Origin of the sequence: Geobacillus sp. Sah69 (genome assembly GCF_001414205.1) — a bacterium.
Taxonomy (GTDB): domain Bacteria; phylum Bacillota; class Bacilli; order Bacillales; family Anoxybacillaceae; genus Geobacillus; species Geobacillus stearothermophilus.
This window is the reverse complement of record NZ_LLKS01000032.1, coordinates 119,418-143,048: the sequence shown is the minus strand read 5'-3', so window position 1 is coordinate 143,048 and position 23,631 is coordinate 119,418. Positions and strand designations below refer to the sequence as shown.

Here is a 23,631-nt window from a genome sequence, read left to right as displayed (position 1 = left end):
TCCTTTCTATGACGACACGAGTTGCTTGGAGTCTTCCAAACGGACGGAAACGAGCTTCGAGACGCCCGATTCTTGCATCGTGACGCCATACAGCACGTCCGCCTCTTCCATCGTCCCTTTCCGGTGGGTGATGACGATAAATTGCGTATCGCGGCTGAACCGCTTCAAATATTGGGCGTAGCGCTGCACGTTCGCTTCATCAAGCGCCGCCTCGACTTCATCGAGGACGCAAAACGGCACTGGGCGCACTTTTAAAATCGAGAACAAAAGGGCGATCGCCGTCAACGCCCGCTCACCGCCTGAAAGCAGGCTTAAGTGCTGCAGCTTTTTCCCCGGCGGCTGGGCGACGATCTCCACCCCGGTTTCAAGCAAGTCGTTCGGGTCAGTCAGGCGCAAATCGGCGCGCCCGCCGCCGAACAGCTCGCGGAACACCTCGCCGAAATGAGCGCGGATTTGTTCGAACGTTGAAAAAAACCGTTTTTTCATTTCCTCGTCCATTTCGTCGATCACTTGATGGAGCGTCGCTTTCGCCTCTTCCAAATCGGCTTTTTGCTCGCTCAAAAAACGGTGCCGTTCGGAAACGCGCTCATATTCATCGATCGCTCCTAAATTGACGGTGCCGAGCTCATCGATGGCGCGCTTGATCAGCTTCACTCGCTTGCGCGCCTCTTCGGCCCCGATTTCAAGCGGATAGGCCAAACGGGCCGCCTCAAACGACATTCCATACTCTTCGCCAAGCCGGGTGAGCAAGTTATCAAGCTCAACGTCCAGCCGGTTCAACTTCACTTCTTCGTCTTTGACCACATCGACAAGCTGTTTATGCTGGCGCTTCGCTTCTTTCCATTCCCGCTCCAAATGCTCAAGCCGGCCTTGGCAGTCAAGCCGCTGTTCGCGGCGGCTGGCGATGAGTTCAATCGTTTTTTGCTTGTCTTCTAGCTTTTGCTGCCGCTGTTGCTCCAGTTCGTCCTCGTTCCAGGACGGCGCGTTCATTTCGGCGGCAAGGGCGGCGCGCTCCCGTTCGGCTGCTTCGAGCTCGCGGGCCGTTTCAGCCAATTCCGTTTCAAGCTCCTCCACTGTCCGCCGCGCGTGTTTCACCCGTTCTTTCGTCTCGGCCAAAGCGACTTTTTGTTCTGTGATCGCGGCTTGCAGCGCTTCTTTTGTCGTTTGCTCCGTCTGTTTTTGCGCCTGCAGCCGGCTGATGTCGTCGTCAATCGCTTGCAGCTTTCCGGCAAGCTGCTCAAGCTGTCTGTCAACGGCGACGAGACGGCGGTTGAGTTCCGCCGCTTCACGCTCATCGTTCGCTTTTTCTTCATCGTACAGCGCGAGCCGCTCGTCGATCCGCTTTTTTTGCCAGTCGAGTTCGCGTTGTTCGTCTTTTTGCGCCTGCAACGACTGCTGCAGCGCCGCCATCTTCTCTTGCAGCGCAGCCGCCTCCCGTTCCCGCTCCGCCCGCTCTCGCTCTTTCCCTGCGATATCGCGCTCGAGCCGGGCGATCGTTTCATCCATTTCACGCAATTTGGCAGCCATCGCCTCGAGCTCGCGGGCTCGGCCCAACAGCGAAGCCGTCTTTTTCGCCGCCCCGCCGCCGGTCATCGCGCCGCCCGGACTGACGACATCGCCGTCAAGGGTGACGAGCCGATAGCGGTACTGAAGGAGTTTGGCGAGTTCATTGGCTCCTTTTAAGTCCGCCGTGACGATGACGTGGCCAAGCAAATGGGCGATCGCCGCCTGGTGGGCGCGATCGTACTCGACCAGCTCGCTTGCGATGCCGACAAACGCCGGATGGCCGCTGATCATCGCCCGCTCCCGCTCCGACAGGGCGCGCGCTTGAATGACGTCAAGCGGCAAAAACGTCGCCCGCCCATGGCCGTTCGTTTTCAAATAGTGGATGGCTTGCCGCGCCGCCGCTTCGCTGTCGACGACGATGTGCTGCATCGCGCCGCCGAGCGCCGTTTCGAGCGCCGTTTCGTAGCGGTCCGGCACGCGGATCAGCTCAACGATTGCGCCATGAATACCGGGAAGCCGGTCGCGCGCTTTTAATACTTCCTTCACCCCTTGGAAAAAGCCGGCATAATCGTGTTGCATCTCTTCCAGCCATTGCTTGCGCGCTTTTGTTTGCTGCCGGTATTGACGCGCCTGCTGCAAAAGCGACTCATTCCGTTCGAGCTCCGCCTTTTGTGCCGCAAGTGCGGCCGTCATATGAGCCAGCTTCCCGCTCGTCTCAGCGATGGCTTGTTCAAGGCGGGACTGCTCAGCACGCGAAGCCGCCAGTTTTCGTTCTATCTGCTCGCGTTCAGCAAGATGGTGGCGGTTCGCTTCGTCGAGCGCCGCCCGCTTGGCCTGCAGCTTGCCGATCGCCTGCTCCACATGCGTGCGCTCGTTTTTCAACGCCGCTTGTTCGTGGACAAGGTCGATATAATCGCCCTTTCGCCGCTCGATCTCCTCCTCAAGATCAACCTCATACTCGGAAAGCGACATTTGTTTCTCTTTCAGCTCTTTCTCCAGCGCCGCGGCAGCGCCCTCAAGCCGGGCGAGCTCAGCCCGCTCTGCACGGAGCCGTTCGGCCAGGCGGCGCTGTTTCGCCGTTAAAGCGGCGGCAGTCTCCTCAAGCTGCTCTTTCCGCTTTTCTGCATTTTTTTTCCTCTCTTTTAACACTTCCTTCCGGCCTTCGAGTTTTTCAAGCTCCTCGCTTGCCAACAGCAGCACTTGCTGCAGGCCGTCGATCGACTCGTCAATGGCCGCCATTTGGTCGCGCAGCTGTTCGATATGGGCTTCCATTTTGTGCAGCGCCGCCGCCAGCGCTCCTTCCTCTTGCTGGTGCCGATCAAGCGCTTCCTTCAGTCCGCTCCATTGCCGGTGCAGCTCCTCGATGTCGTGCACCATAAGCGCCACTTCAAACCGCTCGAGCTCCTCGCGTTTTTCCAAATACTCTTTGGCGATTGACGCCTGCATCCGAAGCGGTTCAAGCTGCTGTTCGAGCTCATGCAAAATGTCGTTGACGCGATGCAAGTTGTCTTGTGTTTCCGCAAGTTTTGTTTCCGCCTTTTTTTTGCGCAGCTTGTATTTCAAGACACCGGCCGCTTCTTCAAAAATCGTACGCCGCTCTTCCGGCTTGCTGCTTAAAATTTCTTCGACCCGGCCTTGGCCGATGATCGAAAACGCCTCCTTGCCAAGCCCGGAGTCCAGAAACAAATCGACAATATCTTTTAAGCGGCACGGCTGGCGGTTGATGAAAAACTCGCTTTCCCCGGAGCGGTAAACGCGCCGGGTGATGCTCACCTCTTGATACTCAAGCGGCAAAAAGCCATCTTCGTTGTCGAGCGTGATCGTCACTTCGGCGACATTCAGCGGCTTGCGCGAGTCGCTGCCGGCGAAAATGACGTCTTCCATTTTTGCCCCGCGCAGCGATTTCGCCGACTGCTCGCCGAGCACCCAGCGGATCGCGTCGGTAATGTTGCTTTTGCCGCTTCCGTTCGGGCCGACAACCGCCGTGACACCGGGGACAAAATCAATCGATACGCGGTCGGCGAATGATTTGAAGCCGATCACATCTAACCGTTTCAGGAACATGATACGATGCTTCACCATCTTTCCGCTTTGATCTCGGCCCGCCGGAGCGGACCGGGACAGGCTGCTGTTTTCAATATACCACCACAGTGCGTCGAGAAAAAATGTTCATACAAAAAGACTGACGTAAAAGCGCCAGCCTTCTATGGCCGCTCGGCAGCCCGCAGCGTCTCAAGCGCCATTTGTGCCGCATGCTGCTCGGCTTCCTTTTTGGAGCGGCCGACACCGATGCCGAGCTCTTGGCCGTTTAACGCCACGCGGGCGACGAACTCTTTGTTGTGGGCCGGTCCTTTTTCTTCCAAAATGGTGTATTCAAGCGTCCCGCTGCCGTCGCGCTGCACGAGTTCCTGCAGCTGGCTTTTAAAATCCATCACATGAGAAAAAGCACCTTCATCTATTTTGGGAAAGATCGTTTGCCCTAAAAAATGGAGGACCGCCTCCATTCCTTGATCCAAATAAAGGGCGCCGATAAACGCTTCAAACACGTCAGCCAAAAGCGCCGGGCGCGTCCGTCCGCCGGTCAGCTCCTCGCCTTTGCCAAGCAAAACGAGTTCGCCAAACGACAGGGAGTTGGCAAATTTCACAAGCGACGGCTCGCAGACAATGGCCGCCCGCAGCTTTGTCAACTGCCCTTCGCTCATATGTGGGAATTTTTGAAACAAATATTGGGAAACGGTCAGCTCCAGCACGGCGTCGCCCAAAAACTCGAGCCGTTCATTATCCTCGTGAAGCCGCCGCCGATGCTCATTCACATACGATGAATGGGTGAACGCTTGCATCAACAGCTTTTCATTTTGGAAGGTGATCCCGATTTTCCTTTGCAGTTCTTGAAACTTCGCCCGCCTTTTTTCGTGGATGCGTTCTTTGTCTTTTTGTTTTGACATAAAAATGCCCTCCGACTTCGTTCCAGACAAAACTGGCCGTATACTATCCTTTATTATATCCGTTCACCATCCCGCTACGCGAGTGGCAAAGGCGCCTTTTTTCCGCGGCTAGGTCCCGTGCGCCTCTTAAAAAGCAGAGAAAGCCCCGTTCGGAGCAACGGGACTTTGCAAAAAAGCGGGATTACAGATGGCTTTTTATGTAGTTCACAGCATCTCCGACTGTGACAATTTTTTCCGCTTCTTCGTCGGAAATTTCCATGTTGAATTCGTCTTCGAGCTCCATGACCAATTCGACGATGTCGAGCGAGTCAGCACCCAAATCGTCTTTGAACTTCGCCTCGAGCGTCACTTGCGATTCGTCAACCCCGAGCCGGTCGACGATGATTTTCGTGACACGTTCCAATACGTCTGCCATTCTGTTCACCTCCCTTCATGATTATAGTCGATTCTCAGGGAAAATACTAGCCGCCTTTTGTTACGGCATGACCATGCCGCCATCAACGTGAAGCGTCTGGCCGGTCATGTAGCCGGCGGCGTCGGACGCGAGAAACGCCACAACGCGGGCGACGTCATCCGGCTCGCCGAAACGGGCGAGCGGAATTTGTTTTAACATTTCCCCCTTCAATTCCTCGCTGAGTGCTTCGGTCATATCGGTTGTAATGAATCCCGGTGCGACGGCGTTGACGGTGATGTTCCGGCTGGCGAGTTCGCGCGCGGCCGTCTTCGTCAATCCGATGACGCCGGCTTTGGCCGCCACGTAGTTCGCCTGCCCAGGGTTGCCGATGACCCCGACGACGGAGGCGATGTTGATGATCCGGCCGCCGCGCTGCTTCATCATCGGCCGTGTCACAGCCTTCGTACAAAGAAATACCCCTTTTAAGTTCGTATTAATCACCGCATCCCATTCTTCTTCTTTCATCCGCATGAGCAAATTGTCGCGCGTAATGCCCGCGTTGTTCACCAAAATGTCGAGGCGGCCGAACTGGTCGAGCGCTGTTTTCACCAAGCGCTCCACCTCCTCCGCCCGGGCGACGTCCGCCTGGACGGCGATCGCTTCGCGGCCGAGCGAGCGGATCATCTCAACGACTTCATTCGCTTTTGCCTCGCTGCCGGCATAGTTGACAACGACGTTCGCCCCTTGACGGGCGAGCTCCAAGGCAACCGCCCGGCCGATGCCGCGCGACGCCCCGGTAACGAGGGCGATTTTTCCTTCAAGCATTGTTTTGTTATTCTCCTTTCAGCGCCGCAATGGTCGTTTCCAAGGAAGCGAGATCGTTTACCGCATAAACACGGGCGTTGCGGTCGATTTTTTTCACGAGACCGGACAACACTTTCCCCGGTCCGATTTCGACAAACGTGTCGACCCCAAGCGCCAACAGCGTGCGCACCGACTGTTCCCAGCGCACCGGCGAATAGAGCTGTTCAATAAGAAGACGGGCAATGTCCTCTTTCTTCGTCACCGGCTCAGCCGTTACGTTGGCGATGACGGGAACAGCAGCATCTTCAATGGCCAGGCTGTCAAGAACAGCCTGCAGTTTTTCCGCCGCCGGCTTCATGAGCGACGAATGGAACGGTCCGCTCACTTCCAGCGAAATGACGCGTTTCGCGCCGCGCTCTTTCGCCAACTGCCCCGCCTTTTCCACTCCCGCTTTCGAACCGGAGATGACGATTTGCCCCGGGCAGTTGAAATTGGCCGGCTCAACCGGATGGCCTTGGGCGGCAATTTCGTTCGTCACCGCTTCGAGCGCCTCTGCCTCCATCCCTAATACGGCAGCCATCGTCCCTTCGCCGGCCGGCACCGCTTCATCCATCAGCTCGCCGCGGCGGCGCACCGCATAGACAGCGTCGGCAAACGACATGGCGCCGGCGGCCACGAGCGCCGTGTATTCACCCAAACTATGGCCGGCGACGTAATCGGCCTTCAAGCCTTCTCCGTCTACGAGCTGAAGCAAGGCGATGCTAGCGGTCAAAAGCGCCGGCTGGGCGTTGTACGTCAGCGTCAGCTCAGCTTGCGGCCCGTTGAACATGAGCGAAGAAAGCGGAAATCCGAGCCGCTCGTCAGCCGCCTCAATCACCGCACGGGCGCGGGCGTCGCGGTCGGCGGCGTCCTTGGCCATGCCGACCGTTTGCGACCCTTGTCCCGGAAATAAAAAGGCGATTTTACCCATTTTGCTTCCTCCTTTATCCATTATGCCCGCTCGAGCTCCGCTTTGATCGTGCCAATGACATCATGGGCCACTATCTCGCGCGCTTGGCGGACGGCATGGAAAATAGCGTTCGCATCGGATGAGCCGTGCGCTTTAATGACCGGAGCGTTCAAGCCGAACAACGCCGCCCCGCCGTATTCGGAGTAGTCCATCATCTTTTTCAGTCCGGCGAGCTTCGGCTTGAGGACAGCGGCGGCGAGTTTTGCGACCGCGCCGCTTGTCAGCGTCTGCTTGAGCAACGAAAAAAGCGCCATCGCCGTTCCCTCGATCGTTTTTAAGGCGACATTGCCGGCAAACCCATCAGCGACAACGACATCGGCCACGCCATTGAGCAAATCGCGCGCCTCCACATTGCCAATGAAATGAAGGTTCGTTTCTTTCAGCAAGGAGAACGCCCGCTTCACGGTTTCATTCCCTTTTTGATCTTCGGTGCCGACGTTGAGCAGGCCGATGCGCGGCTTGGCGATGCCCCGCACTTGTTGGGCATACACGTGCCCCATAATCGCATATTGCTGCAAATGCTCCGGGCGGGCGTCGACATTGGCGCCGACATCCAAAAAGACAAACCCCCGCCCGTCTAGCGTAGGCAATGTCGGCGCGAGCGCTGGCCGGTCGATGCCGGCAATCCGCCCAACGACAAACAGCCCAGCCGCCATCAACGCACCAGTATTGCCGGCCGATATGCACGCGTCAGCGCGTCCTTCTTTCACTTCTTCCGCCATGCGCACCAACGACGAGTTTTTTTTGCGCCGCACAGCCCGCACCGGCTCATCGGTCGCTTCAATCACCTCATCGGCATGGAGGATCGACAGGCGCCCTCCGTCCGGCACATGCGGACGGATTTTCGCTTCGTCGCCGATAAGCGTAATATGAATGTCGGGAAAATGCGCGGCGGCTCGAGCCGCCCCAAGGACGATTTCGCGTGGAGCATGGTCGCCTCCCATGGCATCAATCGCGATGTTCATTGCTGTCGCCATCCTTTTTCTCTATGTTTGAACGATACATCTCGAACGTTCCGGAAAACACGAGCTCTTGGCCGACGTAGCTGTTTACGTCGACAATCGTGCGCCCGTTCGCCGTTTTGCCGGTCACCTTCGCCTTCGCCACCACCCGTTCGCCTTCCTTGACTTGACGAACAAAGCGGATCGTCGCTTTCGCCGTCAGCGCCAATTCGTCATGGATTACGGCAACGGCGAGCGAATTCGCCTGGGCGAACAAATGATGGCCGCGGGCGATGCGGGTGCGCCGGAACACATGATCTTCTTTCACATCGAAAATGGAAATGGCGCTCTCATCCGGCTCAATGTCGATAATATCGCCGATCACTTCCTCAAGCGGCAGCGCCCGCACTTTATCCGCGAACGACTGGCGGGCGACATGTTTAATGCGCTCGCGCAGCTCCGGAATCGACAGTTCAAGCCGGTCGAGGCGGATCGTCTGCACGCTGACTGAGAACTTTTCTGCCAGCTCTTCGTCGGTAATAAACGGATTTTCCCGGATCGTCTCCTGCAGCAGCCGTTGCCGTTCGCGTTTGCTTTTTCTCATCGATTCGTTACACCGTCCGGTTTTATGACTAGGTACTAAAAGTAATATATAATATCAAAAAACGGAATGCAAGCAGAAAAAGTGAAAAGCGGTCACATTTTGCCGCCTGCCTATTAATCTAGCTTTTCTCCATCGAGCACGCCGGACGCCTCAAGTTCGGCGCGCAGCCCCGCGTACGCTTCATCACTCCAAAACGCCGTCGTCGACACGAGTTTGGCGGCATCGCGGCGCGCGACTTCCAAGATGCGGTAATCATGCACCGGATCGCCAAATTGAAACTCCGGAAGCCCGCTTTGTTTCGTGCCGAAAAAATCGCCTGGACCACGCAGCTCCAAATCCTTTTCCGCCAGCACAAACCCGTCCGTCGTCTCCGTCATGATGCGCATCCGTTCTTTGCCGACTTCCGATTTCGGGTCGGCAATTAAAATGCAGTATGACTGGGCGTCCCCCCGCCCGACCCGGCCGCGCAGCTGATGAAGCTGGGCAAGTCCAAACCGTTCGGCGTCATAGATGACCATCACGGTGGCGTTCGGCACATTCACCCCGACTTCCACGACCGTTGTCGAAACGAGCACATGAATGCGGTTTTCACTGAACGCTCGCATCACCGCTTCTTTTTCATCGGCCGACAGCCGGCCGTGCATGAGGCCGATCTCATATTTCCCGCGGTAGTAGTGGACGAGCTGACTATGAACATCAATGGCATTTTGCACATCCAATTTTTCCGACTCTTCAATAAGCGGACAAATGACGTACGCCTGATGCCCCCGACGAAGCTCTTTTTCGATAAAATCGAGCACACGCGCGAATTGATGATGCTTGACCCAATACGTTTCCACTTTCTTCCGCCCGGCCGGCATTTCGTCGAGCACTGATACGTCCATATCGCCGAACGCCGTGATCGCCAGCGTGCGCGGAATCGGCGTCGCCGTCATCATCAGCACGTCCGGGGCATGCCCCTTTTCGCGCAAAATGCGACGCTGCTCGACGCCAAACCGGTGCTGCTCATCAGTAATGGCGAGGCCGAGCCGGCGAAACTGTACACCTTCTTGAATCAACGCATGCGTCCCAATGACGATGTCGATCGCCCCTTCCTCCAATTCCGCAAGCAGCTCTTTGCGCCTCTTCCCTTTCACGGAGCTTGTCAACAGCGCCAGCGTGACATCTGTGCCGGCAAACAGGTCGGCGAGCGAGCGGGCATGCTGCTCAGCCAAAATTTCCGTCGGCACCATCAGCGCTCCTTGAAAGCCGGACAATACCGCCGCATACAGCGCCACGGCGGCCACGACCGTCTTGCCGGAGCCGACATCGCCTTGCAAAAGACGGTTCATTTGCCTTGGCGCCCGCATATCGGCCAAAATCTCCTTGATGACGCGCCGCTGGGCGTTCGTTAATGAAAACGGCAAAGCGGAAAGAAACGCCGCCAGCCGCTCTTCGGAAAACGAATGGGCGACGCCGTGCTGCCCGTCGCGCACAATTCGCCGAAACGCCTGCATTTTCAGCTGGTACAGCAAAAACTCTTCATAGACGAGCCGGCGTCGCGCCTGGTGCAACTCTTCACGCGAGCGCGGAAAATGAAGGGCGCGAACCGCCTCCTGCTTGTCGACAAGACGGTAGGCGCGGCGCAAAGCGGGCGGCAGCGGATCGGGAATGTGCGCGCCAAACTGGGCGAACGCCGCCTTCATGAGCCGGCGCATCGTTTTGACCGTCAGCGGGCTGCGCACCGAATAGACCGGTTCAATGCCGGCCGTCTCCGGGGCGGCCCCGAAACGAAGCTCATAGGCGTTGATCGCCTGCCGGTGCCGGTCCCATTTGCCGATTACGGTCACCGTTTCATTGAAGGCGAGTTTTTCTTTCAAATACGGGCGGTTGAAGCAGACAACCGTGATTAAATAGCGGCCGGAAAGCAGGCGAAAGGAAAGGCGCGACTTTTTTTTTCCGTAATACGTTACAAGCGGGGCGCTGTGCACCTTCCCTTCCACTGTCACTTTTTCTTCATGGCGGGCGGCGGCTAGATCTTTTTGTTCGTAATCGTCATACCGGTACGGCGCATACATGAGCAGGTCGCCGACGGTTGTGATGCCGATGTCGGCGAGCGCCGCCGCCGTTTCTTCACCGATGCCTTTGACCGCCGTCACCGGCTGTTGCATCGTTTCGTTCACTTCGATGCCGCAGAAGCGCCGAAAATGCGGGCCGCGATGGCGCGGCCGGTCGGCGTCGCGGCCAACCCCCCTTGCGCAGTTTCTTTCAGCGCCACCGGCATGGCCGCGCCGATGCGGTACATCGCCTCGATCACTTCATCACACGGAATGCGGCTTTTTACACCGGCCAGCGCCATATCAGCAGCGATCATGGCGTTGGCCGCCCCCATCGCATTCCGTTTGACGCACGGCACTTCGACCAAGCCAGCGACAGGATCACATACTAATCCTAGCATATTTTTTAAGGCGATCGCCATCGCTTCGGCTGCTTGAGCAGGCGTTCCGCCGGCCAGCTCAACGAGCGCCGCAGCCGCCATGCCGGCTGCCGAACCGACTTCGGCTTGACAGCCGCCGGCCGCCCCTGAGATGGAAGCATTGTTGGCAACGACATAGCCGAACGCCCCAGCGGTGAACAAAAATTCGACCATTTCTTTTCTCGTCGGATTCAACCGCTCTTTCACGGCAAACAGCGTCCCGGGGACAACGCCGGCTGAGCCCGCTGTCGGCGTCGCACAAATGACGCCCATGGCCGCGTTCACTTCATTTGTCGCCATGGCTTTGCTGACGGCATCCAAAATCGTTTCCCCGGACAAAAAGCGACCCTGCTCGATATAGCGCTGCACCCGCACCGCATCGCCGCCTGTCAGCCCCGAGCGGGAAACGACTCCTTGCAGCCCTCTTTCAACAGCCCGCTCCATCACTTCGAGGTGGCGCTCCATTTGCGCCATAATCTCCTCCCGGCTGCGCCCGCTCACTTCGACTTCTTGGCGGATCATCACCTCAGCGATTTTGATTTGCTCTTTTTCCGCCAATGCAACAAGCTCGGCAACATTGCGAAACATTCTCTTTTCCCCATCCTTCCTGTCCGTCATCATGGCTGTCTTCGCAAAACATGGAACCGTTTTCGATTTAATCAACGAGTTTGGTTACTTGAATAATGTTAGGCAGCTGCTCCAACTCTTGCAAAAGCTCGTCGGTCAACGGTTGATCGACTTCGATCGTCATCAGCGCTTCCTTCCCTTTTTCCTTGCGCGATACTTCCATATGGCCGATATTAATGGCATGCTTCGCCAGCGCGCTGGCCACCGCCCCGATCGTCCCGTAACGGTCGTTATGCATGATTAATAGCGCTGGGTGATGGCCCGACAACTTTAACTCGAACCCGTTTAACTCGATGATTTCAATTTTCCCTCCGCCAATGGACACGCCGACAAGCTCAAGCTCCCCTTTTCCGTCGCCAATGCGCACACGCGCCGTGTTCGGGTGATGCGGAATCGCCTCTTCGGCGGAAAACGAGACGTCCATTCCCGCAGCCTGAGCGATCGCCAGAGCGTCCGGGATGCGCTCATCAAACGTATCAAATCCAAGCAGCCCGGCGACGATGGCCACATCGGTCCCATGCCCCCGGTACGTTTCGGCAAACGAGCCGTAAAACGAGATGTGCGCCCATTCAGGCTGTCTTCCAAACAGCTTGCGCGCGACGAGGCCGATGCGCGCCGCCCCGGCGGTATGCGAGCTTGACGGTCCGACCATCACCGGGCCGATGATGTCAAAGACGCTTTTATATTTCATCGGTGCCTTTCCTCCGTTCGTATAAAAAATAGAAGGGAATGCTCCCTTCTATTATTTTAACATAATATTATTCGACGGAAATGATAAACGGATAGAGCGGCTGCCGGCCGTTGTGCACTTCGACTTCCACTCCATCATATTCCGTTTCCAGATAGGCGACAACAGTTTCCACTTCCACTTCGGTCGCATCCTCGCCGTACAAAATGGTGACAATTTCACTTTCCTCGTCAATGAGCGCATCAAGCAGCCGCTTCGTCACGGCCAACTTGTCCTTATCGGCGACGACGATGCGGTCATCGAACAGCCCCATGTAGTCGCCTTTTTCGATTTCGACGCCATCGATTGTTGTATCGCGCACGGAAAACGTCACTTGCCCCGTTTTCACCCGCGAAAGCGCCGCCGTCATCGCCCGCTCGTTTTGCTCGGCTGACTGCGCTGGATTGAACGCCAAGAGCGCCGCCATGCCTTGCGGAACGGTTTTCGATGGGATGACGATCACCTGCCGCTCGGAAAGCTCGGCCGCTTGTTTGGCCGCCATCACGACATTTTTGTTGTTCGGCAGCACGAACACCGTCTCCGCGTTGACGCGGCGAATGGCCTCCGCGATTTCTTCGGTGCTTGGGTTCATCGTCTGTCCGCCTTCAATGACCGCGTGCGCGCCGATGCTTTGAAACAATTCGGCCACGCCGGCGCCCATCGCGACGGCAACGATGCCGTACGGCTTCGCTTCTTCCGCGCCGGCTTGCAGCGGCCGTTCCGCCTCTTTGCCGACGATGTTGGCATGCTGTTCGCGCATGTTTTCAATTTTAATGTTGATGAGACTTCCGTAGCGCTGGCCGTAGGTCAACACCTCGCCCGGCGTTTCCGAATGGATGTGCACTTTGACAAGCTCGTCGTCGGCGACGACAAGCAAAGAATCGCCAAATCGGCTCAAGTCGCGGCGAAACACTTCTTCGGAAAACGGATGCTGGGCCAGTTTGTCCTTCTCAAACCGAACCATGAATTCCGTACAGTAGCCAAACTCAATTTCGTCGGTATGAATATGGCTTTGCGCGCTTTGATGATGAGCCATCTTTACAAGCTCTTCCATCGGCACTTCGGCGGGAGCGGTGCTGACAGCTTCTCCTTTCAAAGCGGCAAGGAATCCTTCGTACACGTACACAAGCCCTTGGCCGCCGCTGTCGACAACCCCGACTTCCTTTAAGACCGGCAGCAGCTCCGGCGTGCGCTTGAGCGCGGCTTTCGCCTCCGCAAGCGCCGCTTCCATCACCGATACGACATCGCGATCTTTTTTCGCTGTTTCAATTGCCTTTCGCGCCGCCTCTCTCGCTACGGTGAGGATCGTTCCTTCGACCGGCTTCATCACCGCCTTATAGGCCGTATCGACCCCCGCTTGCAGGGCGGCGGCAAATTCGAAGCCGTCCACTTGCGGTTTGCCTTCCACCGCTTTGGCAAACCCGCGGAACAACTGCGACAAAATAACGCCGGAATTGCCGCGCGCCCCCATCAACAATCCTTTCGCCAGCGCCGCGGCGACGTTGCCGATATGGTCGGAGACATGCGCCTTCACCTCTTTCGCTCCGGACGTCATCGACAAGTTCATGTTTGTTCCTGTATCGCCATCTGGAACCGGAAAGACGTTCAGCGCATCGACCGCCTTGGCGTTGTTCGCCAAATGCGCGGCTCCTTGCTGCACCATATCGGCAAACCGTCTTCCGTCAAGCGTCCTCATTGCCACCGGCTGATTCCCCCTTACTACGGATTCACCACCCGAACCCCTTGGACGTAAATGTTGATGGACTGAACCGCCAATCCAAGCGTCTGATCGAGTGTATATTTCACTTTCGACTGCACATTGTGGGCGACTTCGGAAATTTTCGTCCCGTAACTGACGATGATGTACATGTCGATATGTACTTCGCCGTTTTCCTCGCGGACGATAACTCCTTTGGAAAAGTTCTCACGGCGCAAAATTTCCGACAGCCCGTCGCGAATTTGATTTTTCGACGCCATTCCGACAATGCCGTAGCAATCGACGGCCGCTCCCCCGGCAATCATGGCAATGACCTCATTGGCAATTTCAATGCGCCCATATTTTGTTTGCCATTCAATTGACATGTTCGTTCCCCCTTTGCGTATCTCGCACAGCTACCCCCATTGTACTATAACGTTTTCTGTTTTCAAAGCGCTCGGCCGCCCACTAGTATTATTTAGCCGAAAACTGAAATATATGTCAAGGACATTTTCTTGAAAGAGAAAGAGCGCGTCTATTGCAATCCCTTCCGTTGTATGATAAATTATAATAGTGTTTTTAGAGGGATGTAAAAGCAAGGAGGGAAAAACGATGGCGAAATGCTTCATTACCGGCAAGAAAAAATCGTTCGGCAACACACGTTCGCACGCCATGAACGCCAGCCGCCGCACGTGGAAAGCCAACTTGCAAAAAGTGCGCATTTTAGTCGACGGCAAACCGAAACGCGTTTGGGTTTCGGCGCGCGCCCTGAAATCCGGAAAAGTAAAACGCGTCTAACCGTTCAACAAAAAAAGCACCAAAAATGGTGCTTTTTTCTTACCCTTTTTTAAACGCGTTCAACACCGCCCGCACAATTCCGCCTAAAAATTTCGGCAGCTTGATCGTATAAAACTTCATCCCGATTCCCTCCTCACACCCGTCATATCACGCACTTCCCGCCATTTCCTTATCCAGTATATTCCGTTGCTGACCAATCGCAACTACGGGCAGCCGGCAAAATCGCTGCTCCTTATCATCATTAATATGCCTTCCGAAAACGAAAAAGTACCGGAAGATTGGATAAGTTCGTTACTAATACATAGTGTGGAACCGCGGGAAATATGACAGTCGGCCAATGGATATTTAAATCCAATAAGCGTGAGCCCCGCCACCGTTTCAGAAATCGGGATGTAAGACACATAGCGGTATCGATCGTCGCGTGTGATCGTATGCACGCCGGGCAGATGGACGGTCAACACATTTTGCCGGTCGACGATTTCAATCGGCCGGCCGGCGTATTTCAGCAACAGCTCGACATTGCCAAACAGATGGTCAAGCCGTCCGCCGGTGGCGCCAAACAGACGGATGTGGCAGGCGTCCTGTTCCACCGCCCAATCAAGGGCGATCTCCATATCTGTTTTGTCTTTTTCTGCCGGCCATATTTCCAAATCCGGAAGCATTTGCTGAAGCTTGGCCACTTCTTCAGCCGGCACGGAATCGAAATCGCCAAACGCCCGCACCGGCTGGAGGCCGGCTTCAAGCAGCGCCGTTGTGCCGCGGTCGACGCCGACCCAATGCACATCCGCGCCGTCATAGCGGCGCAAGCTAGGGAGAAGCTCACGCGGGCCGCCGCCGACAATATGGATCACCATTCCCCTTCCCCCCTTCGCCTTTTTCAATAAGAAAAAGCCTTGTTTCGCCTTGCCTGGCTTTTCCGGCGCTCACCGCCTACCGTTGCAGCGGCTGCCGGATGCAGGAGCCCGTTCTCTACTTGGCGCACGCTTCTCGCAAAGCGCGAATGGCCGCCGCCCGGTCCGCCTCATTGTAAATGGCCGACCCGGCGACGAGCACATTCGCCCCGGCTTCGGCGCAAAGCGGCGCTGTTTTCGCGTTGACGCCGCCGTCCACTTCGATGTCCAGCGTCTTGTTTTGTTCGCCGGCCAAACGGGCGACTTCGCGAATTTTCGGCACGACGGACGGAATGAACGCCTGCCCGCCAAACCCCGGGTTGACTGTCATCAATAGAACAAGATCGACGTCGGCGATGACATGGCGGATTGTCTCAACCGGCGTATGCGGATTCAACACGACCCCGGCCTTGACACCTTGCTCTTTAATAAAGTGAATCGTCCGGTGCAAATGCACGCACGCCTCGGCGTGGACGGAGATGATGTCCGCCCCGGCTTTGGCGAACGCCGGAATGTATCGGTCAGGGTCGGCGATCATTAAATGAACGTCAAGCGGCAGCTTCGTCACCGGGCGAATGGCGGCAACGACCGGCGGCCCGATCGTGATATTCGGCACGAACCGTCCGTCCATGACATCGACATGAAGCCAATCGGCTCCGCCTTCTTCCACCGAACGGATTTCCTCGGCCAAACGGGAAAAATCAGCTGACAAAATCGATGGCGCAATTCGAATCATCGTTCAATACCTCGGCTTTCGTTCTTTCATTTCCGCAACAAAACTTAAATAATGGTCGTAGCGGTACGGCGGAATGTCCCCAGCCTCAGCCGCCTCGCGGACCGCACATTTCGGTTCGGCCACATGAAGGCAGCCGCGGAACTTGCACCCTTCTCCGTATTCCCGGAATTCCGGAAAATAGCGCGGCAGCTCGTCAAGTTCAATATCGTCGAACTCGAGGGCGCTAAACCCCGGTGTGTCGGCGACGAGCCCGCCGGCCACCTCCAGCAGCTCGACGTGGCGGGTCGTATGTTTGCCGCGCCCTAAATGGGTGGAAATATCGCCGGTTTTCAGCCGCAAATCCGGGCGAAGCGCATTTAACAGCGATGACTTGCCGACGCCGGACTGTCCGGCAACGACCGAGACGCGGCCGCGCAGGTGCGCCGCCAGCTTATCGAGGCCGTCTTTTGTCACGGTCGACGTCTCAATCACCTCATAGCCAATGCGCCGGTAATCACCTGCATAACGGGCGATCGCGTCTTTCGCCTCGCCATCGAGCAAATCCATTTTGCTAATGACGATAATCGGCGCAATTTCCTTCGATTCGATTAAGACGAGAAAGCGGTCCAACAGCTTGGCGCTAAAGTCCGGGCTTACGGCAGAAAAAACTAAAATCGCCTGCTCGACGTTGGCGATCGGCGGCCGCACCAGTTCATTTTGCCGCTCGCGAATGTCCAAAATGTAGCCTTCCGTCTCACTTGTCGCCGTAAAGACGACGCGGTCGCCGACAAGCGGCGTCACTTTTTGCTTGCGAAACACACCGCGCCCGCGGCACTGAAACACATTCCCTTCCGAGAGCACGTAATAAAATCCGCTCAACGCTTTGATGATTTGCCCTTCTGCCATAGCCTCACTCCTTTTTTCCGCCGTGTTCTGGATATGGAATCGATCCTTCGTCTTTGACAACATTGTTGACAATAACGCGATAATACGCCGTCTCCCCGTATGGAATTTCAAACTCTACGATCTCCGTGGCCGGCCCTGTCAGCCGGTACGTTTTATATGGCGTTGTCATGTTATGGTTCGCATCTTGAATGTAAAGCTGGGCTTCCACCACCTGTCCGTTTTCCGCCGGCTCGTATGGGATGACGATTTCTTTGATGACCGTTTTGGATGGCTTCGGCTCCGGGCCGCGGGAAATGACGACCGTAACAGTCTCGCCTTTTTCCACCTGCTCATTGGCTGCCGGAGTTTGCGAGATGACAAGCCCTTTCGGCACTTCATCGGAATACTCGTACTTCACTTCAATGCGCAGCCCTTGGTCTTCGCCGTAGTCGCGCACACTTTTTTCCGTATAGCCGCTCAAGTCTTTGAGCGTTACGGTTTCCGGACCGAGGCTGACCGTGAACATCACTTCCGTTTCGCTCGGCACGACTTCATCGCCGGCGTACGGATATTGATCCAAAATCGTCCCTTCCGGCTTATCGCTATGGCGGCCGTTGCGCGTAATGCGAGTGAACCCTTCCGCGCGCAGCTCCTCCTCGGCGGCCGAAATATCGTCGCCGATAAAGCTTGGAAACTCGATTTTCTTTTTGCCGGCGCTCTTATAGATGACAATGCCGGCCCCTTGCTTCACCGTCATTCCGGCTTCCGGGTCGGTGCGCACGACTTTTCCTTCTTCTATTGCATCATCTTCGACATCGATCGTGTCTTTGATTTCCAAGCCGAGCGCCGACAACTGTTCAACAGCTTCGTCATAGTCTTTATTGACGACATCCGGCACCGTCACTTCCTTTGGAAAGAACACGTCCGGAATCCATGTGAGCGCGCTCACGCCGGCCGCTCCAAGCAATAGGATGACGGCGGCAAGCCAGGCGATCCAGACCCGCTTCCGTTTCGGCTTCGCCTTTGGCTCGTCATCCGCTTTGGCCGGCTCGTTCGCCTTTTCCTCATAGACAAGCGTCTCCGGCTCAAGCGCGGCGCTTTCCGGATGTTTTATGATCGGGATGGCCTTCGTCGCTTCATCGCCGTCATCCGGGATCGTGAATTTGGCCTCGTTGCGCCGCCTCGGGTCCAGCGCCGTCCGGATGTCCTCGTTCATGGCGCGCGCCGATTCATAGCGGTAAAACGGGTCTTTCGCCGTCGCTTTTAAAATAATATTTTCGACGCTTTGCGGAATGTCGGGATTCCACGCCTTGGGCGACGGCGTTTCCGCCTGCAAATGCTTCAGCACGATCGAAACGGCCGATTCGCCGGAAAACGGCAGCCGGCCGGTGACAAGCTCAAACATGACGATGCCAAGCGAATAAATGTCCGACTTTTCAGTGGCAATGCCGCCGCGCGCCTGCTCCGGCGACAAATAATGAACCGAACCGAGCACCGAGTTCGTCTGTGTAATCGTCGTTCCACTCATCGCCACCGCGATGCCGAAGTCGGTCACTTTCACGTTGCCGTGCTCATCAAGCAAAATGTTTTGCGGTTTAATGTCGCGGTGGATAATACCGTTCTCATGGGCATGGGCGATGGCCGACGTCAGTTGGTCCATGATGCAAAGCGCCCGCTCGACCGGAAGCGGGGCATGCTGCTGAATGTACTGTTTCAGCGTCGAACCGCGCACATACTCCATCACGATATAATAAAGGCCTTCTTCCTCGCCGACGTCGTAAATCGGCACAATATGCTCATGATTTAAGCTCGTCGCCGCCTGCGCTTCGCGGCGGAACCGTTTAATAAACCGGTCGTCGTTGGCAAAATCAAGGCGGAGCACTTTCACGGCGACATCGCGCTCCAAAATGATGTCGCGGGCCAAATAGACATTCGCCATGCCGCCGCCGCCGATCAGGCTGATGATTTTGTAGCGGTCGTTCAATCGCTTTCCGATAAGCACGCCGATCACCCACCTTCACGTTCCACTGAAAAATCAACGACTGCAAGCGAAATGTTGTCTTCTCCGCCCCGCCCGTTCGCCAATTCGATGAGCGCCTGCGCTTTTTCTTCAAGCGCGCCGGCACCGGTCAAAATTTGCACGATGTCTGCCTCGGGCACTTTATTTGACAATCCGTCCGAGCATAGCAGGAGCATATCGCCGTCATCGATGGAAACGGTTTTGATATCGACCTTCACGGCCGGTTCGGTGCCAAGCGCCCGCAAAAGCACGTTTTTGCGTGGATGGTGTTCGGCGTCCTCTTTGGAAATTTGCCCGCTTTTGACCAGCTCATTGACAAGAGAATGGTCATCGGTCAACTGTTGAATTCCGTTTTGGTTCAATAAGTAGCAGCGGCTGTCGCCGATATGCGCGATGGTGGCAAACGGCCCAGCGCAAATGGCGCCGACGACCGTCGTTCCCATCCCTTGGCATTCCGGATGGGAGAGGGCGTAGCGAAACAGCCGCTCATTGGCGGCTGCGATCTGCACTTTCAGCCACTGCTCCGCCTCAGCCGGCGAGGAAACGCACGGCGCTTGCTCCCATTGCTCTTGCAAGTGCGCCACCGCCATCGCGCTCGCCACATCGCCGGCGCGGTGACCGCCCATTCCATCGGCGACAACCGCGAAATATTGGCCGCTTTCGTTGACAAATACACCGCCGTTGTCTTCGTTATGCTCGCGAATTTGGCCGATATCAGTTCGGAAAACGGCTCGCATCCGATTCACCTCGTCTCTTCTTTCCGCTCCTTCGCGCGAAGCTGTCCGCAGGCGGCATCGATGTCGTGTCCGTGTTCGCGGCGAATGGTGACGTTGATTCCATGTTTTTTCAGCGCCCGTTCAAAGGCAAAAATTTGGTTGCGCGGCGTGCGCACATAATTTCGCTCCGGCACATAGTTGACCGGAATCAAATTTACATGGCATTTCAGCCCTTTAAGCAGCTCGGCCAGCTGCTCGGCATGCTCAAGTTGGTCATTCACTCCGCCGAACAATCCGTACTCGAACGTCACGCGCCGTCCAGTTTTTTCAATGTAGTATCGGACCGCCTCCATGAGCTTCGGCAGCGGATACGCCTTATTAATCGGCATCAGCTTCGTCCGCAGCTCGTTCGTCGGTGCATGCAGCGAAATGGCGAAATTGATTTGCATGCCTTCGTCAGCAAATTGATAGATTTTCGGAATAATCCCGCTCGTTGACACGGTGATATGGCGGGCGCCGATGTTCAACCCTTTCGGATGGTTGACGATGCGCAAAAATTTGATGAGCGCATCGTAATTGTCAAACGGCTCGCCAATGCCCATCACGACGATGCTGCTGACGCGCTCATTGGTCTCATCGAGCGCCTTTTGCACGTGTACAACTTGAGCGACGATTTCGCCCGCTTCCAAATGACGCTTCAGCCCACCGAGCGTCGAGGCGCAAAACGTGCAACCGATGCGGCAGCCGACTTGGGTCGTCACGCACACCGAATTGCCGTAGTTATGGCGCATGAGCACGGTCTCGATCGAATAGCCGTCATGGAGCTCAAACAAAAACTTGATCGTCCCATCTTTGGACGTTTGCTTGACAATCGTTTTGAGCGTCGTGATCGAAAACGACGCCGCGAGCTGTTCGCGCAGCCGTTTCGGCAAGTTCGTCATCTCGGCAAAATCGGTGACGCGCTTTTCATACAGCCATTCGTAAATTTGTGTGGCGCGAAACGGCTTTTCGCCTTGAGCAGCAAGCCATTCTTTCCACTCGTCAAGCGTGAGCGAATAAACAGACGGCAACGATGGCGGCTGCCCGCCGCTGGAGGCCCGGCGGACAGCGGTCTGGACGATTTCCACTCCATTTACACCTTCTTTCGTAGTAATGCGATAAAAAACCCGTCGGAATCAAAATAATGCGGCAACAGCTGCAGCATTCCGCTTCGCACGCGCGGCCGCACCGGCTCTGGCATCCGCTCGGCGAGACGGTCGTCAAGGGCAAAATCCGGATGGTCGGCCAAAAAACGGGCGATCGCGTCTTCATTCTCTTCGCGCTCGATGGTGCACGTGCTGTAAACAAGCACGCCCCCTTTTTTCAACAGCGGCGCGGCCGCCCGCAAAATGGCTTGCTGCACCGCAACGAGCGAGGCGACGTCGTCTTTCCCTTTCGTGTATTTGATCTCCGGCTTGCGGCGAATGACGCCGAATCCGGTGCACGGCGCATCGACCAAAATGCGGTCAAACGACTCAGGGGCAAACCGCTCGCCGAGCCGGCGGCTGTCAAGGGCGAGGGGGGTGATGCAGCGAAACCCAAGCCTTTGCGCCTGCTGCTCAATGAGCTTCACTTTATGCTCATGAACATCGACGGCGACCACTTCACCGCGGCCGCCCATCCGCTCGGCGATATGGGTCGTCTTCCCCCCGGGCGCCGCGCAGCAGTCAAGCACCCGCTCGCCGGGAGCCGGATCAAGCGCCCGGGCGACAAGCATCGAGCTTTCATCTTGGATCGTCAGCAAACCGGCGCGAAACGCTTGCGTATGCGCCAAATTTCCTTTTTCCGCGCGGACAGCCTCCGGCGCGAGATGGCCGGGAGCAGCTGCCATGCCTTCAGCACGCAGCCGGTCAAGCGCTTCCTCCACCGTCGCCCGCAGCCGGTTGACGCGGGCTGTTGACTGCGGCGGGCGCAAATTCGTCTCGCACATGCGCGCCGTTTCCTCAAAACCGTATTGGCCGATCCAGCGCCGGACAAGCCATTCCGGATGGCTGGTGGCGACGGCGAGCCGTTTTCCGGAGTCGTGAATCGCCTCAAGCGAAGGCAGACCCTCACGGCCGATCGTGCGCAAAACGCCGTTGACAAGCGAGGCGATGCCGCGATGGCCGCGCCGCTTGGCGATCTCGACCGCTTCAAAAATGGCGGCGTGATCCGGGACGCGGTCCAAATACACCATTTGGTACAGCGTCAACCGGAGCAGCATGCGCACCCACGGCTCCAGCCGGCGCGCCTTTCGCAAAAACGGAGCTAAATAGTAGTCAAGCGTATCACGCCGCTGCACCGTGCCGTAGACGATCTCCGTCAGCAACGCCGCATCGCGCCCGTCAAGCCGGCCTTTGCGAATCGCTTCATTGAGCTCCAGATGGCTGTAGGCTCCTTGTTGTTCAATTGCCAACAATGTCTCCAACGCAAGTTCACGTACGTTCATGATCCTCTCCTAGCTTCATGCCGACCGAAAGACGGCTGCCGGCGCCGCGCAAAAACTCGCCGGCGGCCATCCGCTTTTTGCCGGCCGGCTGCAATTCGGTGATGCGAATGGCTGTCTCATTGCCGGTGGCCACTACAATGCCGTTTTCCTCGAGCGCCACAATCGTGCCCGGCGGCGCCGCTTCTGGTGTCGGCACTTTTTCTCCCCACCAAACTTTCCAAACGTTCCCGCTGTGTGTCGTATACGCAACCGGCCACGGATGGAAGGCGCGAATATGGTTGTAAATGGCTTCACCAGGCTGCGTCCAGTCGATCCGCTCCTGCTCGCGGCGAATGTTCGGCGCATACGTCGCTTTCTCCTCATCTTGCGGAACGGGCGCAATGTTTCCTTCCAATAAAAGTGGAAGCGTTTCTGATAATAGTTTAGCCCCGGCGGCGCTCAATTTATCATGGAGCGTGCCGACCGTGTCCGTTTCAGCAATCGGCACCTCGACTTGCGCCAACATATCGCCGGCATCCAGCTTCTCGACCATATACATGATCGTGACGCCCGTTTTCGTTTTTCCTTGCCAGATGGCATAATGGATCGGCGCCCCGCCGCGCAGCTCGGGCAGAAGCGAGGCATGGACATTGATGCAGCCGTATTTCGGCGCTTCCAGCAGCGCTTTCGGCAAAATTTGCCCGAACGCCGCCGTCACAATCAAATCAGGCGCAAACGCCAACACTTGTTCGTATTGCTCCGGCTCACGAATTTTTGTCGGCTGCAGCACCGGGATGCCGTGGCGCTCCGCTTCCACTTTCACCGGGGGTGGCACGAGCTGGCGCTTCCGCCCTTTTGGCTTATCCGGCTGGGTGACAACCGCCGAAACATGATAGCCGTCGTCAAGAAGCTGCCGCAAAATCGGCACGGCAAAATCAGGAGTCCCCATAAACACAATGTTCGTCATCGGCATCTATCCTTCCAATTCCTCAAGATCACAGTAACGGATCACTTTTGATGTAAACAGCACACCGTGCAAATGGTCGATTTCATGCTGCAACGCGCGCGCCAAAAAACCGGCGGCCGAAAGCGTAAACGAACGGCCGCGCCGGTTTTGCGCCCGCACGTTCACAAATTTCGCGCGCGGCACTTCGCCAAACAGGCCGGGAAAGCTCAAACAGCCTTCCACATCGACCTCTTCGCCGCGCGCCTCGAGGATAACTGGGTTGATGAGCTCAATCCGGCCGTGTTCATCGCCGACGTCAATGACGGCGATCTGCTTGGCGATGCCGACTTGCGGGGCGGCCAAGCCGACCCCGTCAGCGGCAAGCATCGTATCGTACATGTCGTCAAGCAGCCGGGCAAGCTCGCGGTCAAACGTTGTCACCGGGGCGCACGGCTGCTCCAAAATCGGGGCGGGATATGTGACAATCGGCAATATTGGCAACGTCAT

Annotated in this window: 23 protein-coding genes; 1 reads left to right on the top strand and 22 read right to left on the bottom strand. The window is 56.7% G+C overall.

What is annotated here, in order from left to right; translation table 11 throughout:
- Positions 1–6 precede the first annotated feature (6 nt).
- The 12 genes from smc to AP057_RS07120 all read right to left on the bottom strand — a co-directional run bounded on the left by smc (position 7) and on the right by AP057_RS07120 (position 14,094).
- Complete coding sequence (gene smc, locus AP057_RS07175; protein ID WP_033016032.1) at positions 7–3,570, bottom strand: chromosome segregation protein SMC; 3,564 nt, start codon at positions 3,568–3,570, stop codon at positions 7–9.
- Positions 3,571–3,710: 140 nt separating this feature from the next.
- Entirely contained in the window at positions 3,711–4,451 is a 741-nt protein-coding gene (gene rnc, locus AP057_RS07170) for a ribonuclease III (protein ID WP_033016039.1), read from the bottom strand.
- A gap of 181 nt (positions 4,452–4,632) precedes the next feature.
- Positions 4,633–4,866 carry an acyl carrier protein gene (acpP, locus tag AP057_RS07165; RefSeq protein WP_033016040.1) on the bottom strand — a complete coding sequence of 78 codons (234 nt, stop codon included), beginning with the start codon at positions 4,864–4,866 and terminating at the stop codon, positions 4,633–4,635.
- Positions 4,867–4,926: 60 nt separating this feature from the next.
- Positions 4,927–5,670, bottom strand: a complete 744-nt coding sequence (gene fabG, locus AP057_RS07160) for a 3-oxoacyl-[acyl-carrier-protein] reductase (protein WP_033011164.1) — start codon at positions 5,668–5,670, stop codon at positions 4,927–4,929.
- A 7-nt stretch (positions 5,671–5,677) separates the two neighbouring features.
- On the bottom strand, positions 5,678–6,619 hold the full coding sequence (fabD, locus tag AP057_RS07155) for an ACP S-malonyltransferase (protein ID WP_033016045.1): 942 nt from the start codon (positions 6,617–6,619) through the stop codon (positions 5,678–5,680).
- Positions 6,620–6,639: 20 nt separating this feature from the next.
- Positions 6,640–7,623: a phosphate acyltransferase PlsX gene (gene plsX / locus AP057_RS07150; RefSeq protein ID WP_033016046.1), complete on the bottom strand. Its 984-nt coding sequence runs from the start codon at positions 7,621–7,623 to the stop codon at positions 6,640–6,642.
- Entirely contained in the window at positions 7,607–8,203 is a 597-nt protein-coding gene (gene fapR / locus AP057_RS07145) for a transcription factor FapR (protein WP_033011168.1), read from the bottom strand. The genes plsX and fapR overlap by 17 nt, the downstream gene beginning before the upstream one ends.
- Before the next feature lie 113 nt (positions 8,204–8,316).
- Positions 8,317–10,365 carry an ATP-dependent DNA helicase RecG gene (recG, locus tag AP057_RS07140; protein ID WP_033016052.1) on the bottom strand — a complete coding sequence of 683 codons (2,049 nt, stop codon included), beginning with the start codon at positions 10,363–10,365 and terminating at the stop codon, positions 8,317–8,319.
- The gene (gene sdaAA / locus AP057_RS07135) at positions 10,362–11,246 is read right to left on the bottom strand and encodes an L-serine ammonia-lyase, iron-sulfur-dependent, subunit alpha (protein ID WP_055358402.1); all 885 of its coding nucleotides are present in this window, start codon (positions 11,244–11,246) and stop codon (positions 10,362–10,364) included. Before sdaAA ends, recG begins: the two co-directional genes overlap by 4 nt.
- A gap of 67 nt (positions 11,247–11,313) precedes the next feature.
- Positions 11,314–11,976 (bottom strand): L-serine ammonia-lyase, iron-sulfur-dependent subunit beta, encoded by a 663-nt coding sequence (gene sdaAB, locus AP057_RS07130; RefSeq protein WP_033011174.1) that lies wholly within the window; start codon positions 11,974–11,976, stop codon positions 11,314–11,316.
- Positions 11,977–12,043: 67 nt separating this feature from the next.
- The gene (locus AP057_RS07125) at positions 12,044–13,714 is read right to left on the bottom strand and encodes a DAK2 domain-containing protein (RefSeq protein WP_033016058.1); all 1,671 of its coding nucleotides are present in this window, start codon (positions 13,712–13,714) and stop codon (positions 12,044–12,046) included.
- Positions 13,715–13,731: 17 nt separating this feature from the next.
- On the bottom strand, positions 13,732–14,094 hold the full coding sequence (locus AP057_RS07120) for an Asp23/Gls24 family envelope stress response protein (RefSeq protein WP_033011178.1): 363 nt from the start codon (positions 14,092–14,094) through the stop codon (positions 13,732–13,734).
- Between the two features lie 226 nt (positions 14,095–14,320).
- On the opposite strand from AP057_RS07120, the gene rpmB reads away from it, so the two are divergent.
- Positions 14,321–14,506 carry a 50S ribosomal protein L28 gene (rpmB, locus tag AP057_RS07115; protein WP_033011180.1) on the top strand — a complete coding sequence of 62 codons (186 nt, stop codon included), beginning with the start codon at positions 14,321–14,323 and terminating at the stop codon, positions 14,504–14,506.
- 39 nt (positions 14,507–14,545) lie between these two features.
- On the opposite strand, the gene spoVM is transcribed toward rpmB, so the two are convergent.
- From spoVM to def, 10 genes are all read right to left on the bottom strand, one after another.
- Positions 14,546–14,626, bottom strand: a complete 81-nt coding sequence (gene spoVM / locus AP057_RS07110) for a stage V sporulation protein SpoVM (RefSeq protein ID WP_033011182.1) — start codon at positions 14,624–14,626, stop codon at positions 14,546–14,548.
- A gap of 83 nt (positions 14,627–14,709) precedes the next feature.
- Positions 14,710–15,360 (bottom strand): thiamine diphosphokinase, encoded by a 651-nt coding sequence (locus tag AP057_RS07105; RefSeq protein ID WP_033011184.1) that lies wholly within the window; start codon positions 15,358–15,360, stop codon positions 14,710–14,712.
- 115 nt (positions 15,361–15,475) lie between these two features.
- On the bottom strand, positions 15,476–16,132 hold the full coding sequence (gene rpe / locus AP057_RS07100; protein ID WP_033016061.1) for a ribulose-phosphate 3-epimerase: 657 nt from the start codon (positions 16,130–16,132) through the stop codon (positions 15,476–15,478).
- 3 nt (positions 16,133–16,135) lie between these two features.
- Positions 16,136–17,017 carry a ribosome small subunit-dependent GTPase A gene (gene rsgA / locus AP057_RS07095; protein WP_033016062.1) on the bottom strand — a complete coding sequence of 294 codons (882 nt, stop codon included), beginning with the start codon at positions 17,015–17,017 and terminating at the stop codon, positions 16,136–16,138.
- 4 nt (positions 17,018–17,021) lie between these two features.
- Positions 17,022–18,998: a Stk1 family PASTA domain-containing Ser/Thr kinase gene (pknB, locus tag AP057_RS07090; protein ID WP_033016080.1), complete on the bottom strand. Its 1,977-nt coding sequence runs from the start codon at positions 18,996–18,998 to the stop codon at positions 17,022–17,024.
- Between the two features lie 5 nt (positions 18,999–19,003).
- Positions 19,004–19,753 (bottom strand): Stp1/IreP family PP2C-type Ser/Thr phosphatase, encoded by a 750-nt coding sequence (locus tag AP057_RS07085; RefSeq protein WP_033011190.1) that lies wholly within the window; start codon positions 19,751–19,753, stop codon positions 19,004–19,006.
- Between the two features lie 5 nt (positions 19,754–19,758).
- Complete coding sequence (gene rlmN, locus AP057_RS07080) at positions 19,759–20,859, bottom strand: 23S rRNA (adenine(2503)-C(2))-methyltransferase RlmN (protein WP_033011194.1); 1,101 nt, start codon at positions 20,857–20,859, stop codon at positions 19,759–19,761.
- A 5-nt stretch (positions 20,860–20,864) separates the two neighbouring features.
- Entirely contained in the window at positions 20,865–22,199 is a 1,335-nt protein-coding gene (gene rsmB / locus AP057_RS07075; protein WP_033016065.1) for a 16S rRNA (cytosine(967)-C(5))-methyltransferase RsmB, read from the bottom strand.
- Positions 22,186–23,145, bottom strand: a complete 960-nt coding sequence (fmt, locus tag AP057_RS07070) for a methionyl-tRNA formyltransferase (protein WP_033016091.1) — start codon at positions 23,143–23,145, stop codon at positions 22,186–22,188. The genes rsmB and fmt overlap by 14 nt, the downstream gene beginning before the upstream one ends.
- A 6-nt stretch (positions 23,146–23,151) precedes the next feature.
- Positions 23,152–23,625 (bottom strand): peptide deformylase, encoded by a 474-nt coding sequence (gene def, locus AP057_RS07065; RefSeq protein WP_033016092.1) that lies wholly within the window; start codon positions 23,623–23,625, stop codon positions 23,152–23,154.
- Between the last annotated feature and the right edge of the window lie 6 nt (positions 23,626–23,631).

Excerpts from the sequence above, each read along its gene's own strand:
- rpe (WP_033016061.1), bottom strand. The coding sequence starts at position 16,132 with ATGATTCGAATTGCGCCATCGATTTTGTCAGCTGATTTTTCCCGTTTG.
- AP057_RS07105 (WP_033011184.1), bottom strand. The coding sequence starts at position 15,360 with ATGGTGATCCATATTGTCGGCGGCGGCCCGCGTGAGCTTCTCCCTAGC.
- spoVM (WP_033011182.1), bottom strand. The coding sequence starts at position 14,626 with ATGAAGTTTTATACGATCAAGCTGCCGAAATTTTTAGGCGGAATTGTG.
- rsmB (WP_033016065.1), bottom strand. The coding sequence starts at position 22,199 with ATGAACGTACGTGAACTTGCGTTGGAGACATTGTTGGCAATTGAACAA.
- fmt (WP_033016091.1), bottom strand. The coding sequence starts at position 23,145 with ATGACGAACATTGTGTTTATGGGGACTCCTGATTTTGCCGTGCCGATT.
- sdaAB (WP_033011174.1), bottom strand. The coding sequence starts at position 11,976 with ATGAAATATAAAAGCGTCTTTGACATCATCGGCCCGGTGATGGTCGGA.
- plsX (WP_033016046.1), bottom strand. The coding sequence starts at position 7,623 with ATGAACATCGCGATTGATGCCATGGGAGGCGACCATGCTCCACGCGAA.
- fabD (WP_033016045.1), bottom strand. The coding sequence starts at position 6,619 with ATGGGTAAAATCGCCTTTTTATTTCCGGGACAAGGGTCGCAAACGGTC.
- fapR (WP_033011168.1), bottom strand. The coding sequence starts at position 8,203 with ATGAGAAAAAGCAAACGCGAACGGCAACGGCTGCTGCAGGAGACGATC.
- rpmB (WP_033011180.1), top strand. The coding sequence starts at position 14,321 with ATGGCGAAATGCTTCATTACCGGCAAGAAAAAATCGTTCGGCAACACA.
- sdaAA (WP_055358402.1), bottom strand. The coding sequence starts at position 11,246 with ATGTTTCGCAATGTTGCCGAGCTTGTTGCATTGGCGGAAAAAGAGCAA.
- rsgA (WP_033016062.1), bottom strand. The coding sequence starts at position 17,017 with ATGGCAGAAGGGCAAATCATCAAAGCGTTGAGCGGATTTTATTACGTG.
- rnc (WP_033016039.1), bottom strand. The coding sequence starts at position 4,451 with ATGTCAAAACAAAAAGACAAAGAACGCATCCACGAAAAAAGGCGGGCG.
- acpP (WP_033016040.1), bottom strand. The coding sequence starts at position 4,866 with ATGGCAGACGTATTGGAACGTGTCACGAAAATCATCGTCGACCGGCTC.
- AP057_RS07120 (WP_033011178.1), bottom strand. The coding sequence starts at position 14,094 with ATGTCAATTGAATGGCAAACAAAATATGGGCGCATTGAAATTGCCAAT.
- AP057_RS07085 (WP_033011190.1), bottom strand. The coding sequence starts at position 19,753 with ATGCGAGCCGTTTTCCGAACTGATATCGGCCAAATTCGCGAGCATAAC.
- fabG (WP_033011164.1), bottom strand. The coding sequence starts at position 5,670 with ATGCTTGAAGGAAAAATCGCCCTCGTTACCGGGGCGTCGCGCGGCATC.
- smc (WP_033016032.1), bottom strand. The coding sequence starts at position 3,570 with ATGTTCCTGAAACGGTTAGATGTGATCGGCTTCAAATCATTCGCCGAC.